Raw genomic sequence first — 18,528 nt, 5'->3', positions numbered from 1 at the left:
CTCCTGCTTAGCTCGTGATGAATTAAGCATAGCAGGAGCGGAGAGGGGATTATGCCAGCCAGGCCTTGATTTTGGTCTCAATTCCGGCGGCATTCAAACCCAGATCGGCACGGGCTTCATCCTGAGTTCCCTGCGGGATGAAGAAGTCTGGTAGGCCAATGTTCAGCACCGGGACGGGCTTACGATGGGCCATCAGCACTTCGTTTACGCCGCTGCCAGCACCACCCATAATGGCGTTCTCTTCAATGGTAACCAGCACCTCGTGTTGGGCAGCCATTTCAAGGATCAACGTTTCATCCAGTGGTTTTACAAAGCGCATATCGACCAGCGTGGCGTTCAGCGACTCTGCGACCTGAGCGGCTTCCGGCATCAGGGTGCCAAAGTTGAGAATTGCCACTTTTTCCCCGTGACGTTTCACGATGCCTTTACCAATTGGCAGTTGTTCCAGCGGGGTCAGCTCAACGCCTACCGCGTTGCCGCGTGGGTAGCGCACGACCGTTGGACCGTCGTTGTAGTGATAGCCGGTGAACAGCATCTGGCGGCATTCGTTTTCATCACTCGGGGTCATGATGACCATTTCCGGGATGCAGCGCAGGAAGGAGAGATCGAACGCCCCCTGATGGGTTTGTCCATCTGCGCCAACAATCCCTGCCCGGTCAACGGCGAAAAGGACCGGCAGTTTCTGGATGGCTACATCGTGCAGCACCTGATCGTAGGCGCGTTGCAGGAAGGTCGAGTAAATGGCTACCACCGGCTTGTAGCCGCCAATCGCCAGACCGGCAGCAAACGTCACAGCGTGCTGCTCGGCAATCGCCACATCGAAATAGCGGTCCGGGAATTTACGTGAAAACTCCACCATTCCGGAACCTTCGCGCATTGCCGGGGTGATTGCCATCAGCTTATTGTCTTTCGCTGCGGTCTCGCACAGCCAGTCACCGAAAATTTTTGAATAGCTCGGCAGACCGCCGCTGCTTTTCGGCAGGCATCCGCTGGACGGATCGAATTTGGGTACCGCGTGGAAGGTTATCGGATCTTTTTCCGCAGGCTCGTAGCCACGACCCTTTTTGGTCATGATGTGCAGGAACTGCGGGCCTTTCAGATCGCGCATGTTTTTGAGCGTAGTAATAAGCCCCAGCACGTCGTGACCGTCCACCGGACCGATATAGTTAAAGCCCAGTTCTTCAAACAGAGTCCCCGGCACAACCATACCTTTAATGTGTTCTTCGGTACGTTTGAGCAGTTCTTTAATCGGCGGCACGCCGGAGAAGACTTTCTTCCCGCCTTCGCGCAGCGATGAGTAGAGTTTGCCAGAGAGCAGCTGTGCCAGATGATTGTTCAGCGCGCCAACGTTCTCTGAAATCGACATTTCGTTGTCGTTGAGGATAACCAGCATGTCGGGCCTAATATCGCCCGCGTGGTTCATCGCTTCAAACGCCATCCCTGCGGTGATGGCACCATCACCAATCACACACACGGTACGGCGCTCTTTACCTTCTTTCTCGGCGGCAACGGCAATACCGATACCTGCGCTGATGGAGGTTGAAGAGTGCCCAACGCTCAGTACGTCATACTCGCTTTCACCGCGCCATGGGAACGGATGCAGGCCGCCTTTCTGACGAATGGTGCCGATTTTATCGCGGCGACCGGTCAGAATTTTGTGCGGATAAGCCTGATGTCCCACATCCCAGATTAACTGGTCAAACGGGGTGTTGTAGACATAGTGCAGCGCGACGGTGAGTTCCACCGTGCCCAGACCAGAGGCGAAGTGCCCGCTGGAACGGCTTACGCTGTCGAGCAAATAGCGGCGCAGTTCGTCGCAAAGCTTTGGCAGGCTCTCTTTTGGCAGCAGACGTAACTCCTGGGTGGAGTCGACCAGCGCCAGGGTCGGGTATTTGGCTATATCAAAACTCATCGCAAGCTCATGGGATATGTTGGTTTATTTATCACGCTGGATTATGTAGTCCGCTAGCGCTTCCAGTGCCGAGGTATCGAGTGACTGTGCGGCCAGCAGACTTAGCGACTGGCGGGCATCCTCGATTAAATCCCGGGCTTTATCCTGGGCTTGCTCAAGACCCAGAAGTGCAGGATAGGTACTTTTGCCAAGCTGCTGGTCAGCACCCTGACGTTTACCCAATGTTGCAGTATCGCCTACCACATCCAGGATGTCATCCTGAACCTGGAAAGCCAGACCGATGCTTTCTGCGTATTTGTCGAGTATTGGCAGGCATTCTCGCCCTTTATCGCCAGCACTTAATGCCCCCAAACGCACGGCGGCGCGAATCAATGCTCCGGTTTTATGGCGGTGAATCCGCTCCAGCGCATCCAGCTCAACCTGATGACCTTCAGCTTCCAGATCCAGCGCCTGACCGCCGCACATACCGGCGATGCCGCTGGCCTGAGCCAGTTCAGAGATCATCGCGATGCGGTCACGGTCAGTGACTTCCGGCATTGGGGCGTCGCTGATAATGGAGAATGCCAGCGTTTGTAGCGCATCTCCGGCCAGGATCGCATTTGCCTCGCCAAATTTTACGTGGCAAGTCGGCAGACCGCGTCGCAGGTCATCGTCATCCATCGCGGGCAAATCATCGTGCATCAGCGAATAGGCATGAATGCATTCGACGGCGGCAGCGGGAGCATCAAGCGTACTCAGGCTGACCCCAAACATCTGACCGGTCGCATACACCAGGAACGGGCGCAGGCGTTTACCGCCTAATAATGCGCCATATTGCATGGTTTCTACCACGGGAGTGTTCTGAAAGGGCAGTGGCGCGATAAAACGGCTCAGTGCCTGGTTGGCTTGCTCAACGCAAGCCTGTAGCTGCTGCGTAAAATCCATTTACTCATTATCCGGTGTAAAAGGCGTAAGGGCGGCGTCTTCAGTATCTGACAGCAGGATTTGTACGCGCTGTTCAGCCTGTTGCAATTTGACCTGTCCCTGACGCGCCAACTGTACGCCACGTTCGAATTCGTTCAACGCTTCTTCTAACGGCAGGTCGCCGCCTTCCAGACGGGTAACAATTTGTTCCAGCTCGCTCAGCGCGGTTTCAAAACTGGCGGGCGCTTCATTTTTCTTCGGCATAATGAATGTCTGACTCTCTGTATTGGCAGCACAAGACTATGGTAACGGACTCGCACTGATAAGCAAATAACGCGCAATGTGCACAGTAGCCGCGTGATGGTGATATACTTGCGCGCCTGGATGCAGTCGCGGGTATGGGCTGCTGTATTTTTTTCCATTACAAGTCATTCAGACTTGCCTAAGAACCATTGCCGCCATGAAGTTTATCATTAAATTGTTCCCAGAAATCACCATCAAAAGCCAATCTGTGCGTTTGCGCTTTATAAAAATTCTGACAGGGAACATTCGTAACGTTTTAAAGCACTATGATGAAGACCTTGCTGTTGTTCGTCACTGGGATCACGTTGAGGTTCGCGCTAAAGATGAAAGCCAGCGCCTGGATATTCGCGACGCGCTGACCCGTATTCCGGGTATCCACCACATTCTCGAAGTAGAAGACGTGCCGTTTACCGATATGCACGATATTTTCGAGAAAGCACTGGTTCAGTATCGCGATCAACTGGAAGGTAAAACCTTCTGTGTTCGCGTGAAGCGTCGCGGGAAGCATGAGTTTAGCTCCATTGAGGTGGAACGTTATGTTGGCGGTGGACTGAACCAACATATTGAATCTGCACGCGTGAAGCTGACGAAGCCGGATGTGACCGTTAATCTTGAAATCGAAAACGACCGTCTGCTGCTGGTTAAAGGCCGCTATGAAGGTATTGGTGGTTTCCCGATTGGGACGCAGGAAGACGTACTGTCGCTGATTTCCGGCGGTTTCGACTCTGGTGTATCCAGCTACATGCTGATGCGTCGCGGCTGCCGTGTTCACTATTGCTTCTTTAACCTTGGCGGCGCAGCGCATGAAATCGGCGTTCGCCAGGTGGCGCATTACCTGTGGAATCGCTTCGGTAGTTCGCATCGCGTGCGTTTTGTTGCTATCAACTTTGAACCGGTGGTCGGTGAGATCCTGGAGAAAGTTGATGACGGCCAGATGGGCGTGGTTCTCAAACGTATGATGGTTCGCGCGGCGTCGAAAGTCGCTGAGCGCTACGGCGTACAGGCGCTGGTAACCGGTGAAGCACTGGGCCAGGTGTCCAGCCAGACGCTGACCAACCTGCGTCTGATCGATAACGTTTCTGACACCCTGATCCTGCGCCCGCTTATCTCCCATGATAAAGAGCACATCATCAATCTGGCGCGTGAAATTGGCACCGAAGACTTTGCCCGTACCATGCCGGAATACTGCGGTGTAATTTCAAAAAGCCCGACGGTGAAAGCGATCAAAGCGAAGATTGAGGCCGAAGAAGAAAACTTCGATTTCTCTATCCTCGATAAAGTGGTTGAAAAAGCGAACAATATCGATATTCGCGATATCGCCCAGCAGACGCAGCAGACCGTGGTAGAAGTGGAAACCGTGAGCGGTTTCGGCCCGAATGACGTAATCCTTGATATCCGTTCTGTGGATGAACAGGATGATAAACCGCTGAAGGTTGAAGGTGTGGACGTCGTTTCTCTGCCATTCTACAAGCTGAGCACTAAATTCGGCGATCTGGACCAGAGTAAAACCTGGCTGCTGTGGTGTGAACGCGGGGTGATGAGTCGCCTGCAGGCGCTTTATCTGCGCGAGCAGGGCTTTGAAAATGTGAAGGTGTATCGCCCGTAATTGAGTAAACATCGTGTTGTAGGCCGGATAAGGCGGTTACGCCGCCATCCGGCAATATAACGATATTATTCAAAACGAACGGGAAGCGTCTTCCCGTTCGACTCCCAGACCCCCTGATAGACACCGTCTTTTAACTCTAGCGTTATCTTCTCTTGCGTTTGTTCAGCCGCAGATGTCTTCAGTTCATAATGTTGATTGTCGGCTGTGTCGCATTTGCCGGTCAATTCAATCGGTGCGCCAAATTTTTGGTAAAAGTAAGCCCCTTCAAAAAAATCACCGTATTTGCAGTCCACCTTCAACACAATACGCATGCTTTTTCCCAGCGTGCCGTACATGACTTTGCCGTCAATGCCGGGCGCTGGCGAAACTGGTGTTGTACTCTTTGCGGTAGTCAGATATTGGCCGTACGGTGTGAGTCGATTTTGCAGTTCCGCGGTTGGGATTTTCGTTGTGAAATCACCCAACTCGTCGAGCGCACGGCTGGCGTGGTTGCTACAGCGTCCGTTCAGGAAAGCCAGGTGGTCTTTTTGCAGGGAGAATTTGTCGATGTAGTACAAACCGTCGGTGTAGGTTGCGCACGATGCGTAGAATTCGGCATAGTTAAAATCTTCACCTTTATCTTCTTTTATTTGTTCTGGTGTTTGCGAATTATGCGCCGTAACAAAGGTATCGATTTGGCCGCGGATATCTTTTCTGATGCGGGTGTTTAATTCGGCGATTGTAGCCTGGGAAAAGAGATCGTTAAGGGTAATTGCCGCACCGCTGGCTAAATCGAAGCTAATCGGCACATTGTACGACTCGCAATACGCCCCGCAACCTTCGATAAACATGTTGAGCGTCAGGATTTTTGCGTCGCGATACTCAACCGTGTAGTCAAGGTTTGCGGTGGGATTCATGGCTGATTTCGCAAACTGATTTACTGTGGCCTGTGGAGTATTACCCGGTAGCTGATTGATAAAGCTTGCGAAAATATAATCGTTAATGCGTTTTGCAACGTTGGGGTTATCCGTCGAGGAAAACCATGGCACGCGATACTGCATTTCAGTGCTTCCGGGATAGCGATATTCAATACTCTTTATTTCGAGTTGCGTCGCTGTGGCATAACCGGAAAGGAGCAGTAAAGCCACTCCACTCAGATATCCTTTCATTATGATTCCTTATAAGGGAGTGGCTCGAAGATTTACTCGTAGTAGTTATAGATTCCCGCGGCCATCACCAGTTGTGACGCCACCTCGTGAGCTTTTTCGCGACTCACCAGCAGATCAATGATTTTTAAACCGAAATCGATTGAGGTCCCCGGTCCCTGACTGGTTAACAGATTGACGCGCGGATCCCATACGACGCGCTTGTCCTGCCACTGGTCAGCGGGAATTTGGTCTTTCAGCGCCGGAAAACCGGTCATGTTACCGATGGGGAAAATATCGTGTGGGACGAGTACGGTGGCGGCCGCGGCGCAAATTGCCGCGACAATGCGCCCGGAACGATGAAACTGTTTCACGGTTTCGATAAGCAGCGGGCTGTCGCGAAAACACTCGGCGCCTTTAATACCGCCCGGCAGCACGATAATGTCGAAATCGCCGTCAGCAACTTCGACTAATGGCGCATCCGCCAACAGCTTCACTCCGCGTGAGCACACGATCGTCAGGTCGCCATCGCTGGCGACGCTGGCGGTCGTGACCTTAATTCCGCCGCGAACCAGCAGATCGATAGTGGTGACCGCTTCGGTCTCTTCACTACCAGGGGCGAGACATACCAGTGCTTGAGCGCTCATACTCACTTTCCTTTCTCTTTACCATTTCAAACAGTTGGGCGTTTTCCGGGACGGCGATGCCGTGTGCGCGGGCGCGTTTTAACAAATATCCGGTAATGTAGTCGATCTCTGTATGACGCAGGGCACGAATGTCTTGCAGCATTGATGAGATATTTTCCGCCGTACTGTCAATCACTTGCTCGACATAATAGCGTAAATCATCCACAGATGTATGGTGGCCTTCGCGTTCAATGACCGCGGCCACTTCCTCGCAGATGAGTGCTATTTTTTCAGGATGATGGCGTAACTCGCCGTTTGGGCAATCCCATAATGCGGTCAGCGGGTTAATGACGCAGTTGACGGCCAGCTTTCGCCACAGTTCGGCGCGAATAGTGTCGTGCCAGGCGACGTCCGGTAGCACCTCTTGCAGGATTTCAGCCAGATAACTGAAATCACCGTCTTGTTCACGCGCAGGACCAATGCGCGTTGTTCCCTGAGCGACATGAATGATGACGTTGCCGTCACGGCGTGCTGCGTGGGTGGTGGTACCTATCAGCAGAGGTTGCTTAATGTTATGCAGCTCTTCAATTGTCCCCATGCCGTTGTGAATCAGCAGAATGGGAGTAGTTTCAGGCAGAATTGCGGCCAGGCCTTTTACCGCATCAGAAACCTGCCAGGCTTTCAGGGTGACCAGTAGCAGGTCGCTTTTTGCCAAAAAGTCGGGGTCGTTTGCCGTCAGGGATTCATTAAAAACTGACCCATCCGTGTCGATCAGGTTTACGCTGCAATAGGGTTGCGGTACGCGTAGCCACCCTTGCACCTCATGTCCATGTTTGCATAGCGCGGTAAGCCAAAGCTGTCCTAGCGCTCCACATCCCAGTACGGTAATTTTCATTCTTCCTCCTCACCTGCAACAGCACCAGGTGTTAATCCATATCGGCCGTACCCCATTATTGTTCGCAGGTATCAGTACCACGTACAATTAAAGGATACAGCCTAGTATAGCGCTGTCTGTTGGGTAACTTTGCAGGTATTATGCTTCGCATCAAAAATGAAGGGAGAGGAAAAGATGCCATCTTTCGATATTGTCTCTGAAGTTGATCTTCAGGAAGCCCGTAACGCGGTAGATAACGCCAGCCGCGAAGTGGAGTCACGCTTTGATTTTCGTGGCGTTGAAGCGACTTTTGAGCTGAATGAGTCAAATAAGACGATTAAGGTGCTGAGCGAATCTGATTTTCAGGTCAATCAGTTGCTGGATATTCTGCGTGCCAAGCTGCTCAAACGCGGTATTGAAGGCACGTCGCTGGACGTACCAGAAACCTTCGTGCACAGCGGTAAAACCTGGTTTGTTGAAGCTAAGCTGAAACAAGGCATTGAAAGCGCAGTGCAAAAGAAAATCGTTAAGCTGATCAAAGACAGCAAACTGAAGGTGCAGGCGCAGATTCAGGGCGAAGAAATCCGTGTAACCGGCAAGGCGCGTGACGACCTGCAATCCGTTATGGCGCTGGTTCGCGGCGGCGACCTCGGTCAACCGTTCCAGTTCAAGAACTTCCGCGATTAAGTCGTTATGTCAGATGGCGTAAGCCGCCATCTGACAAATCTCATCTTTACGCCTGGCTGATGGCCTGCTCAACCTCAAATCGATTGGTGACTTTGCTGTCGATTTTCACGTAGGCCGAATGTTCTTTCGCGACAATTAACACTTCGCTTATCCCTTCTTTAGCCAGCAGACGCTGCTTCAGGGTGTCATCCGCAGCAATTTCAGGTGGGATTTCCACCCGCAGGCTGCTGACATACGGCGGCTCTTTCATTGTACTCGCCACCAATAACCACACTGCCGCCAGAAGCGCACCGGCCAGGAATACGGCCTGACCATCAAACATTTCAACCACCCAACCGCCGAGCGAACCGCCAATCGCCACGCCAAGAAACTGGCTGGTGGAGTAAACGCCCATTGCCGTGCCTTTATAGCCAGCCGGAGACTCTTTACTGATAAGCGAGGGGAGGAGGGCTTCCATCAGGTTGAAGGCGAGGAAGAATATCTGCACGCCCGCAATCACCCCCCAGAAACGCACGTTAGCGCTCCACAATACAATCTCTGCAATAAGTATCAGTAACACGCAGGCGAGGAACACGCGTTTCATGCGGCGCTTCACTTCGGCGTAAATGATGAACGGCACCACGGAAACAAAAGACAGCAGCATCGTCACCAGATAAATTTTCCAGTGCTCTGCGGCGGGGAAGCCTGCTTTCGCCAGTTGACCTGGTAAGGCGACGAAGGTGGACATCAGCAATATGTGCAGACACATGATGCCAAAGTTGAGCTTCAGCAGTTTGGGCTCTGCCAGCACTTTGCTGAAGCTGCCTTTTACCATGCCCGACTCGCGGTTCAGCACGTGGGTAGTGCTATTGGGAACGACCCAAATGGTCAGCACGATACCTGTGGTAGCAAGGGCTGCAATCATCCAGAACAGCGCGTGTAGCCCCAGCGCATGGGTAACGATTGGTCCCAGCACCATCGCAATGGCGAAGGTGATACCAAAGCTGACACCGATAAACGCCATCGCTTTGGTACGGTTTTGCTCACGGGTTAAGTCGGAAAGTAGCGCCATTACGGCAGCAGCAATCGCGCCAGAGCCTTGCAAGGCCCGGCCAAGAATAATGCCCCAGATTGAATCGGAGAGAGCAGCAATTATGCTGCCGAGAACAAATACCGCCAGCCCGCCGACAATAAGCGGCTTACGACCGATGCGGTCAGAGAGCAGGCCAAAGGGGATCTGGAAGACGGCTTGAGCCAGACCATATATGCCGATGGCAAGGCCTATCAGCGCTTCGCTGGCACCCTGTAGCGCCATACCGTACGTGGTCAGAACTGGCAGGACCATAAACATGCCAAGCATGCGCAACGAGAATACGGTCCCTAAACCCCAGGTGGCGCGCAACTCACCGGGCGTCATTTTGTAATCGTTCATTCCCACCTCTGTATTAATTTCGCGCCTAGTGTAAAGCGGGGAAGGGGTGGGGTAAACCTCTACGATATGTGGAATTGTGTAGTGGGATAATTGAAATAATTACTTCCGCAACTAATTTACTTGCGATAATTACAGGTGTGGTCTTTTTGTGGTTATTACTAATGGAAACAGGGAAAAGGAAAATGGCAATTCCAGGCAATATGTGGATTTATGACGATGGTGGCGCGCTGATAAAGGGCGGGTGTGACGTAAAGGGAAGAGAATACAGTATTGAATTTAAAGGTTTTCATCACAATCTCTCTATTCCCACCGATAATGCAACGGGTAAACCAACAGGCACACGCCAACATTCACCGATGATGATCGTTAAAGAGTTTGACTACTCCAGCCCGTATTTATACAAAGCTGTCGCTTCTGGTCAGAATCTTAAGTCTGCAGAGATTCGTTGGTACAAAATCAATGATGCGGGTCAGGAAGTGGAGTATTTCAACATGCTGCTCGAGGGCGTGCGGATTGTCTCGGTCTCTCCTACGATGGCTGGGCCAGAAGACAAAAACAACAATCACCTTGAAACCATAGAATTACGCTACGAAAAAATCACCTGGAAGCATTGCGACGGGAACATTATCTATACCGACGCATGGAATGACCGGCAGACGGCATAATGGGTGATTGAATGGACACCACTGAAGAAGCGAATGGAACCTATTGGTATCATGGTCACAGCAATCTATCAGCTGGGGAATTGTATGATCTCATCTTTCTGGAACAGTTTTGTGATGAGTTAGGAATTGGCATTGAATCGGGAGCAGCTATTCTGGCTGGTCAGCCTTGGTTGAAGACTAGACAGAAACCTTCTGGGGCTATTGAAGGAACAAGTGTTGTTTCCAAATACGGGAGAATGCTTCTGAGAGATACGCGGGTACCATTTGGTATTAAAGTCCCCACACCAGTAGGTTTCAGGATACAAAGCACTAACAAACTTGCAGCTGTGATTGCTCGGTATATACCTTGGCTTGGGTGGATTGGTCTGGTAAATGCACTTGTGCAAGTATCAAGAAAGACGCAGCTAAAATACAACTTAATTGCTCGACCTAAAGATCGCATTCAGTGGACATCATTCTAATGAGTATTCAAGACGATGTGTTAAAGCTTTTCAGGGAAGAAATACCTGGGTATTTGGATGAAAACTGGAAGGAAGTTTCTTTAGAACTCGACTCAGAATTGTTTGATGTCCCCGGAGATGATCTCCACAGCGCTCTGGATCGATATGAGAAAGAGTTCAAAGTTGATTTATCATGTGTGAACTGGAAACCTTATTATCCATGGCACAATCTGCCACTATTCACGAGATGGTTCAAAGCTAACCGGGAAGAAGTGGAAGCAACACGCATACCGTTAACCGTAAGGATGTTTGCTGAGTCGGCTGAAGCGGGGAAATGGTTGTTTGAGATCTGGCCTGATAAACAAAAAGACGAGACCTGACGCTCTCAAAATAGCGTAGTAAATAAAAAGGGTGCCAAAGCACCCTTTTCTTATCTGCCGATTCTTACCAGACGTAAGTCAGCAGGTTCTGCGAGTTTGGCACCATAAAGTCGACGGACATCATCACGCTGAGCGCGGTAATGGCGATGATGGAGAAGCCGAACAGCTTGCGCGCCCAGACTCTGTCATCTTCCACTTTATAACCGCGCAGCGCCATGCCCAACCACCAGACGCTCACCGCCGCGGCAACAATCAGGTATTTATAACCTGCATAGCCGCCCAGGGTTAGCATCAATGTGGCGATAGCAAACGCCACGATGTACAGCGTAATATGGTTCTTCGCGACTGAAATACCTTTCACCACCGGCAGTACCGGGATGTTGGCAGCCTGATAATCCTTGAAGCGGAAAATCGCAATCGCGTAAGAGTGCGGCATCTGCCACAGGCTGAAAATAGCCAGCAGAATCAACGCACCGCTATCGAACTCACCGGTTACGGCACAGTAGCCAATCACCGGCGGCGCAGCGCCGGAGAGTGAGCCAATCAGCGTGCCATAAACGGAATGGCGCTTCATGTACAGGCTATAAACGCCCACATAGACCACGAAGCCCATTACCCCCAGCCAGCAGGCCAGAGGGTTCGCGCCAAACCACAGCAGCATAAAGCCAGCAATACCCAGCAGGGTGGCGTATACCAGCGAGACCGCAGGGGAAATCAGACCTTTAACCAGCACGCGGTTTTTGGTCCTCTCCATCTTCCTGTCGATATCCCTGTCGATGTAGTTGTTAAATACACAACCCGACGCCACAACCAGTGACACCCCAACCAGCGTGTAGATAAACAGGGGATAATCAATGCTGCCTTTCGAGGCCAGCAGGAATCCCCCAATCACCGAGATCAGGTTGCCAAAGATGATGCCTGGTTTCGTTACTTGCAGGTATTGCTTAAACATCATAATCGCCGCTCTTAGTGCATCATCATGTTGTAGTTAAGGTTCCACATAATCCAGATGGAGCCCACAACCAGGATGGCGATGATTAGCACAGTAAAGACAAAGGCCGTCATGTTCCAACCTTCATCAGATTTGCTATTCATGTGCAGGAAGCACACCAGGTGCACCAGAATCTGTACCACTGCCATTGCCAGAATAGTTCCCAGAATGACGGCCGGTGAGGCAGAACCTGTCATCACCATCCAGAACGGAATGACCGTCAGGATGATCGACAGGATAAAACCTGTCATGTAGGTTTTTACGCTGCCATGGGATGCGCCGCCGCTCTCGTTAGAATGACTCATTACATCGCCCCCATCAGATAAACAACAGTGAACACACAGATCCACACCACATCCAGGAAGTGCCAGAACAGGCTCAGGCACATGATGCGGGTACGGTTAGTACTGGTCAGACCGCGACGAGCAACTTGCACCATCAGCACCGCCATCCAGATAAGACCGGAGGTGACGTGCAGACCGTGCGTACCCACCAGCGCGAAGAACGCAGACAGGAAGCCGCTGCGATCCGGGCCCATACCGTTAACAATCAGGTGATGGAATTCATAGAGTTCCATCCCGATGAATCCGGCACCGAACAAGAAGGTCAACGCCAGCCAGGAGATAACCTGGCTCTTGTTGTTCTTGTACATGGCAATCGCTGCCATGCCGTAAGTAATGGAGCTGAATAACAGCAGGAATGTTTCAACCAGAACGAACGGCAGTTCAAAAATGTCCTTACCTGTCGGGCCACCTGCGGTGCCGTTCACCAGAACGGCATAGGTTGCAAACAGAATAGAGAACAGAATGCAGTCGCTCATCAGGTAGACCCAGAATCCGAAGATCTTGGTCTGGCCTGCATCGTGGTGCCCGTGTTCGTGCGCGTGGGCAGTCGCGTGCGTTAAAGTATCAGTTGCCATTTTTCAGCCCTGCCTTAGTAATCTCATCGAAATGCTGGTTTTCCAGTTTTTCGACTTCCGGGACCGGCACGTAGTAATCCACGTCTTCATCAAAGCTTTTCACAATCCAGCTGATGATCATGCCTGCGAAGCTTGCAATCGCCAGCCACCAGATATGCCAGATCATGGCGAAACCAAACAGTGTTGCGAAGGCGGTAATGACGATACCGGCACCGCTGTTCTTCGGCATATGAATTTCTTCATAGTGCGCAGGCTGCTTGTACGCTTCACCTTTTTCTTTCATTTCCCAGAAGGCATCACGCTCGTGAACGTGCGGCACAACGGCAAAGTTATAGAACGGAGGCGGGGAAGAGGTTGCCCACTCCAGCGTACGACCACCCCATGGGTCACCGGTCAGGTCACGGTTCTGCTCGCGGTCGCGAATAGAAACGAAGATCTGAATCAGCTGGCACAGGATACCCAGTGCAATCAGCGCGGCACCGCAGGCGGCAACGACCAGCATCGGATGGAACTGTGGATCAATCTGCTGGCTGAGGCGACGGGTCATACCCATGAAGCCCAGCACGTACAGTGGCATAAATGCTACGAAGAAGCCGATGATCCAGAACCAGAATGCGCGTTTACCCCAGGTTTCGTTCAGCGTGAAGCCAAACGCTTTTGGCCACCAGTAGGTCATACCAGCGAAGCATCCAAATACAACGCCGCCGATGATAACGTTATGGAAGTGCGCAATCAGGAACAGACTGTTGTGCAGAACGAAGTCCGCACCCGGCACCGCCAGCAGTACACCGGTCATGCCGCCGACTGAGAAGGTGACGATAAAGCCAATCGTCCACAGCATTGCTGAGTGGAATACGATACGGCCCTGATACATGGTGAACAGCCAGTTGAAGATCTTCACCCCGGTCGGGATGGCGATAATCATGGTGGTGATACCGAAGAAGGCGTTTACGTTAGCGCCTGCACCCATGGTGAAGAAGTGGTGCAGCCAAACAACGAACGACAGAACGGTGATACACACGGTTGCCCACACCAGCGAGGTGTAACCAAACAGACGTTTACGTGAGAAGGTTGCCGCGATTTCGGAGAACACACCGAAGACTGGCAGAACCAGAATGTACACTTCCGGATGGCCCCAGGCCCAAATCAGGTTGATGTACATCATCATGTTGCCGCCCATATCGTTGGTAAAGAAATGGGTGCCCAGATAGCGATCCAGGGTCAGCAACGCGACGGTAACCGTCAGGATTGGGAAAGAAGCGATAATCAGGATGTTCGCGCAAAGAGATGCCCAGCTAAACACCGGCATCTTGAACATAGTCATTCCTGGTGCACGCATCTTAATGATGGTCACAAAGAAGTTGATACCGGTTAGGGTTGTACCAATACCGGACAACTGGACTGCCCATATCCAATAGTCGACCCCGACGCTTGGACTGTACTCTATTCCCGAAAGTGGCGGATACGCCAGCCAACCGGTCTGCGCGAATTCACCCACGCCCAGAGAAAGGTTAACCAGGATTACGCCGACAACGGTGAACCAGAAGCTCAGGTTGTTCAGGAACGGGAATGCAACGTCACGTGCGCCGATCTGCAGTGGAACCACCAGGTTCATCAGACCGATAACAAATGGCATTGCCACGAAGAAGATCATAATCACGCCGTGAGCCGTGAAGATCTGGTCGTAGTGGTGAGGAGGCAGGAAGCCCGCTTCACCTGCAGAAGCCAGCGCTTGCTGACTACGCATCATGATGGCGTCGGCAAAGCCACGAATCAACATGACGATTGCGACGATGACATACATGATGCCAAGGCGTTTGTGGTCAACAGAAGTCAGCCACTCTTTCCACAGGTAGGTCCACTTACCGAAGTAAGTGATAAGGCCCAGTAAGGCCGCACCACCGATGATAATGGCAGCAATCGTAACCATGACAATAGGTTCATGGAACGGCACTGCATCCAGCGTCAATTTTCCGAACATCGTATTCTTCCTCGGCCCCTTAGTGAGCGGATTCCGCGTGGCTCATGTCCATGCCTTCCATGCCTTCGTGTGCGCTGTGCTCACCTTCGGGTTGGGTCATGTCCATGCTCTTACCGTGAGCCATAAATTTGTTAATAACGTCTTTAAACAAATCCGGTTTCACGTTGGAGAAGTATTCCACCTGGTTGTATTCGCTTGGCGCAGCCACTTTCTCGAACGCAGCCATGTCGCTCATGGTGTTCGTGGACTGTTTAGCTTTAGCAACCCATTGGTCGAATTCGGCGCGGTCCTTTGTTGCGATAGCCTTGAACTTCATACCGGAGAAGCCTGGTCCGCTATAACTTGCGGAGATACCATCATAAGTACCGACTTCGTTGGCGATCAGATGCAGTCGAGTCTGCATACCGGCCATGGCATAAATCTGGCTACCCAGACGCGGGATAAAGAAGGAGTTCATCACGGAGTTGGAAGTCACTTTGAATTCAACCGGAGTATTCGCCGGGAAGGCGATTTCATTCACGGTAGCGATACCCTGTTCCGGATAGATGAAGAACCATTTCCAGTCCATGGAAACCACTTCGATGGTAATGGGCTTCTCGTCATGCGCCAGCGGTTTGCTTGGCTCAAGAGCGTGAGTGGTTTTCCAGGTCAGAACGGCAAGGAAAATGATGATTAAGATCGGCACCGTCCAGACCACAGCTTCCACTTTATTGGAGTGTGACCAGTTCGGGCTGTACTTCGCATCTTTATTGCTTGCACGATACTTCCAGGCAAAACCAACAGCCATCAAGATGGCGGGAATAACGACAATCAACATCAGGCCAAATGCCGTCAGTATCAATGACCGTTGTTCCAGTCCAATCTGTCCTTTAGGGTCAAGCAGCGCAGAATTACAGCCACTGAGTAATGCAGTGCCTGCAATTAATGACAACCATCCCAAACTTTTATTGTATTTCCTGAGTCTCATTTAACGACCTCAATTCCACGGGACCGGGTGGCGTTTAAAGTGTGAGGGCATTTTACGGGAAGGTTACATTACTGTAAACATCTCTAGATCTGTGTTACTGGGTTCTGCCGTGCATGTCACATATGTTGCAATATATGTCGCTTTGGCTTTAAGAACCTGTTGCAACATCACGTTATAACGAAAGCGGGCAGGTGGGGGGCGTACTGAGGGCAATTGGTATAACCAATACGAAAATAAAACAATTGCTTAACAATTGATTATCAATAAAAGGACAATTGAGGAACAAAAAATAAATCTTTCGTGGCTGAATCGAGTAAGGAAAATAGTATATATAAAAGGCGTCAATAATTTCCAAATTCTTTGGCGCACAAAATAACAAATATTATTTTTAGCAGTTGTTGCTTATTTCGCCGTTATAATTACGTAGGGTGATTACAACGACCAAATATGCTCGTCATACTTCAAGCTACGGGTGTGTTGGCTTTCCTCGCTCACCCCAGTCACTTACTTATGTAAGCTCCTGGGGATTTGCTGCGTCGCCGCCTTCCCGTAACTCGAATTATTTAGAGCATAAATATGCAACATCATGCCAGACGGGTTTTGCGCAATGCCAGATAATCAAGCAATCCACCAAAAACGACCCCGCAGACAGCGACCACCACTGAGACTTCAAGCAGTTCCGGCAGGAAGGAGAAGTTGGTGTAATCCAGCGCGTTCATGGTTAACAGCAGCAGCCAAACCAGCAGCAGGCAGCAGCCCGCAACTAGCGTCATTAATGCCAGACTGTATGCTCCACGAAATTCCGTGCGCGGAATGAAGCTTTCATTTTGCCAGCTATGTTCCAGGGTCTGGCGACATACCAGCAGCAGTATCAGGCCGGGGATCGCGGCAAATACGGAGAACAGATAAAACGTCGGCCAGCCGTGTGCTTCGACAAACCAACCCGCTACCGGGCCAACGTAAACGCGACCAACGGCTGAAAGCGCGGAGAGCAGGGCGAACTGGGTCGCTGAGAAGGACTTATTGCACAGCGTCATTAATAAAGCGACAAATGCCGCCGTGCCCATTCCGCCGCACAGGTTTTCAAAGAAGACGGCCGCCGCCATGCTGAACATGTGTTTGTCAGTGATGGACAGTAGCCAGTAGCCCGCATTCGACGCCCCTTGCAAGATGCCGAAAATAAGCAATGCGCGGAACAGAGAGAGGCGCTGCATCAGGATCCCACCGTACAGCGCGCCAACAATGGTCGCCAGTAGCCCCAGCGTCTTATTCACCACGCCAACTTCACCCGCATCAAACCCAACGCCGCGGATTAAAAAGGTGGTGGTCAGGCTCATGGCGAAAGCATCCCCGAGCTTATACAGCACAATAAGCAGCAGGATCAGCCATGCGTTGTTACGACCAAAGAAGTCTCGCAGCGGAGCCGCAACTGCCTGTTCCAGCGTTTTAGGCACCGGAATGGTGTCAGTCGGTTCAGGTGCTAACAGGGTGGCGATGATACAGGGAATCAATAGCGCAGCCATCAGCCAGTACATCCCTTGCCAGCCCAGCCAGCGATCGGCCATCCATAAGGCCAATCCGCCTGAAACCAGCATCCCTAATCGATAGCCCAGCACGCTGATAGCCGCGCCGGTGCCGCGGTCTTCTGCGGGCAATACGTCGGTTTTCCAGGCATCAAAGACGATATCCTGCGATGCCGAGCAAAAAGCGATCACTACTGCGAGTGCGGCCATCCAGCGTAACTGTGTGCCAGGCTCCAGAAAGCCCATCGCGGCGATAGAAATTAACAACAGCACCTGGGTCGCCAGCAGCCATCCGCGACGTCGACCTAAAAACGGTGGCGTGTAACGGTCCATCAACGGGGACCAGAGAAATTTAAATACGTAGGCCTGACCGACCAGGGAAAAGAAACCGATGGTTTTAAGATCGATATTCTCGACTGTCATCCACGCCTGAAGCGTACCGGAGGTGAGTGCGAGCGGTAAACCGGAGGCGAACCCCAGAATGAGCAGGATAGCTGAACGTGGTTGCTGAAAAATACGTAAGTATTGACTGGACATGGGCTTCTATAGGCCCGACGAACGCCGGGCCATATGGGCAGAAATTAACGAGCGTTCTGCTTGATGAAATCGTGAACGCTGGTGTCCTGAGACATATCAGCGATGGTGTCGGTCAGCACGCTGTTAACGGCATCAGCGATATTTTTGTTAGAGGCTTGCAGTGCACCTTCAACAGAATAGCTTGCGCGGTAGTTTTTGGTCATCTTGTTGCCGTTGGCGGCGGTCGCAATGATGGCGATGTCTGCTTTGGTGGCGATGTTATAGCGCACGCTACCCTGAGACACGTCAGCATACAGCTGGCTAACAATGATTTGCAGGTTGACTGCACCGTTCGGTCCAATCATATAACCGCGTGCGGTCATCTGTTTTTCCAGTACTTCTTGCAGCAGGAAACGCAGGTCGCGGGATGCGGTCAGGGTCACCAACTGGTTGTCGCGGGTGACTTTTGCCAGCGCTTGATCCTGGCGCTGGTCGGCTCCGTTGATGCTAACGGTCACACCCATCAGGCTTGGGTCCTGCTGCGGCAGGGTAATTTTCGGGGAGACTTCAATAGTGGTCGGCGGTGTTGCGCATCCAGCTAACATAAACAGCGCGACAAACGGGACGAGGATTTTTTTAAACATGCCAGGGCTCTCAGCGAATCTAAATTGTATGGTTAGAGAAAATTCCCGCCATCATA

19 protein-coding genes are annotated in these 18,528 nt (G+C 51.6%); 5 read left to right on the top strand and 14 right to left on the bottom strand.

All coding sequences use genetic code 11. The features are described 5' to 3' along the window. Positions 1–49 precede the first annotated feature (49 nt). The 3 genes from dxs to xseB are packed head-to-tail and all read right to left on the bottom strand — an operon-like array spanning position 50 to position 3,079. Positions 50–1,912 (bottom strand): 1-deoxy-D-xylulose-5-phosphate synthase, encoded by a 1,863-nt coding sequence (gene dxs, locus SK35_RS18865; protein WP_003830996.1) that lies wholly within the window; start codon positions 1,910–1,912, stop codon positions 50–52. Between the two features lie 24 nt (positions 1,913–1,936). Then, complete coding sequence (gene ispA, locus SK35_RS18860) at positions 1,937–2,836, bottom strand: (2E,6E)-farnesyl diphosphate synthase (protein ID WP_048214798.1); 900 nt, start codon at positions 2,834–2,836, stop codon at positions 1,937–1,939. Continuing rightward, on the bottom strand, positions 2,837–3,079 hold the full coding sequence (xseB, locus tag SK35_RS18855; RefSeq protein WP_003021586.1) for an exodeoxyribonuclease VII small subunit: 243 nt from the start codon (positions 3,077–3,079) through the stop codon (positions 2,837–2,839). A 196-nt stretch (positions 3,080–3,275) separates the two neighbouring features. On the opposite strand from xseB, the gene thiI reads away from it, so the two are divergent. Further along, entirely contained in the window at positions 3,276–4,724 is a 1,449-nt protein-coding gene (thiI, locus tag SK35_RS18850; protein ID WP_048214797.1) for a tRNA uracil 4-sulfurtransferase ThiI, read from the top strand. 65 nt (positions 4,725–4,789) lie between these two features. Here thiI and SK35_RS18845 read toward each other — a convergent pair whose 3' ends face one another. The 3 genes from SK35_RS18845 to panE are packed head-to-tail and all read right to left on the bottom strand — an operon-like array spanning position 4,790 to position 7,369. After that, the gene (locus tag SK35_RS18845) at positions 4,790–5,872 is read right to left on the bottom strand and encodes a hypothetical protein (RefSeq protein WP_048214796.1); all 1,083 of its coding nucleotides are present in this window, start codon (positions 5,870–5,872) and stop codon (positions 4,790–4,792) included. Between the two features lie 32 nt (positions 5,873–5,904). Then, positions 5,905–6,495 (bottom strand): protein deglycase YajL, encoded by a 591-nt coding sequence (yajL, locus tag SK35_RS18840; RefSeq protein ID WP_008783935.1) that lies wholly within the window; start codon positions 6,493–6,495, stop codon positions 5,905–5,907. Further along, positions 6,458–7,369 (bottom strand): 2-dehydropantoate 2-reductase, encoded by a 912-nt coding sequence (gene panE / locus SK35_RS18835; RefSeq protein ID WP_048214795.1) that lies wholly within the window; start codon positions 7,367–7,369, stop codon positions 6,458–6,460. The genes yajL and panE overlap by 38 nt, the downstream gene beginning before the upstream one ends. Before the next feature lie 174 nt (positions 7,370–7,543). Here panE and SK35_RS18830 point away from each other — a divergent pair, with 174 nt between their 5' ends. Continuing rightward, positions 7,544–8,035, top strand: a complete 492-nt coding sequence (locus tag SK35_RS18830) for a YajQ family cyclic di-GMP-binding protein (RefSeq protein ID WP_003831002.1) — start codon at positions 7,544–7,546, stop codon at positions 8,033–8,035. Between the two features lie 46 nt (positions 8,036–8,081). Here SK35_RS18830 and SK35_RS18825 read toward each other — a convergent pair whose 3' ends face one another. After that, on the bottom strand, positions 8,082–9,446 hold the full coding sequence (locus SK35_RS18825; RefSeq protein ID WP_048214794.1) for an MFS transporter: 1,365 nt from the start codon (positions 9,444–9,446) through the stop codon (positions 8,082–8,084). A gap of 182 nt (positions 9,447–9,628) precedes the next feature. Here SK35_RS18825 and SK35_RS18820 point away from each other — a divergent pair, with 182 nt between their 5' ends. The 3 genes from SK35_RS18820 to SK35_RS18810 are packed head-to-tail and all read left to right on the top strand — an operon-like array spanning position 9,629 to position 10,931. After that, complete coding sequence (locus SK35_RS18820; RefSeq protein ID WP_003021598.1) at positions 9,629–10,111, top strand: Hcp family type VI secretion system effector; 483 nt, start codon at positions 9,629–9,631, stop codon at positions 10,109–10,111. 11 nt (positions 10,112–10,122) lie between these two features. After that, positions 10,123–10,572: an STM2901 family protein gene (locus SK35_RS18815; protein WP_048214793.1), complete on the top strand. Its 450-nt coding sequence runs from the start codon at positions 10,123–10,125 to the stop codon at positions 10,570–10,572. Continuing rightward, a complete protein-coding gene (locus SK35_RS18810; RefSeq protein WP_048214792.1) occupies positions 10,572–10,931 on the top strand; it encodes a DUF1493 family protein in 360 nt (119 codons plus the stop codon). Before SK35_RS18815 ends, SK35_RS18810 begins: the two co-directional genes overlap by 1 nt. Positions 10,932–10,995: 64 nt before the next feature. Here the strand turns inward: SK35_RS18810 and cyoE are convergent, their stop codons facing one another. From cyoE to SK35_RS18775, 7 genes are all read right to left on the bottom strand, one after another. Further along, positions 10,996–11,886 (bottom strand): heme o synthase, encoded by an 891-nt coding sequence (gene cyoE / locus SK35_RS18805; protein ID WP_003831005.1) that lies wholly within the window; start codon positions 11,884–11,886, stop codon positions 10,996–10,998. An 11-nt stretch (positions 11,887–11,897) separates the two neighbouring features. Then, a complete protein-coding gene (locus tag SK35_RS18800; protein ID WP_003831006.1) occupies positions 11,898–12,227 on the bottom strand; it encodes a cytochrome o ubiquinol oxidase subunit IV in 330 nt (109 codons plus the stop codon). Continuing rightward, entirely contained in the window at positions 12,227–12,841 is a 615-nt protein-coding gene (locus tag SK35_RS18795) for a cytochrome o ubiquinol oxidase subunit III (protein ID WP_003831007.1), read from the bottom strand. The genes SK35_RS18800 and SK35_RS18795 overlap by 1 nt, the downstream gene beginning before the upstream one ends. Continuing rightward, a complete protein-coding gene (gene cyoB / locus SK35_RS18790) occupies positions 12,831–14,822 on the bottom strand; it encodes a cytochrome o ubiquinol oxidase subunit I (protein ID WP_003831008.1) in 1,992 nt (663 codons plus the stop codon). Before cyoB ends, SK35_RS18795 begins: the two co-directional genes overlap by 11 nt. Before the next feature lie 19 nt (positions 14,823–14,841). Then, positions 14,842–15,789: a cytochrome o ubiquinol oxidase subunit II gene (gene cyoA / locus SK35_RS18785; RefSeq protein ID WP_032942534.1), complete on the bottom strand. Its 948-nt coding sequence runs from the start codon at positions 15,787–15,789 to the stop codon at positions 14,842–14,844. Positions 15,790–16,373: 584 nt separating this feature from the next. After that, a complete protein-coding gene (gene ampG, locus SK35_RS18780; protein ID WP_048214791.1) occupies positions 16,374–17,849 on the bottom strand; it encodes a muropeptide MFS transporter AmpG in 1,476 nt (491 codons plus the stop codon). 44 nt (positions 17,850–17,893) lie between these two features. After that, positions 17,894–18,472 (bottom strand): lipoprotein, encoded by a 579-nt coding sequence (locus tag SK35_RS18775; RefSeq protein WP_016152050.1) that lies wholly within the window; start codon positions 18,470–18,472, stop codon positions 17,894–17,896. Between the last annotated feature and the right edge of the window lie 56 nt (positions 18,473–18,528).

Source organism: Citrobacter sp. MGH105 (assembly GCF_001037485.2).
Lineage (GTDB): Bacteria > Pseudomonadota > Gammaproteobacteria > Enterobacterales > Enterobacteriaceae > Citrobacter > Citrobacter portucalensis.
This window is presented reverse-complemented; position numbering and strand designations above follow the sequence as displayed.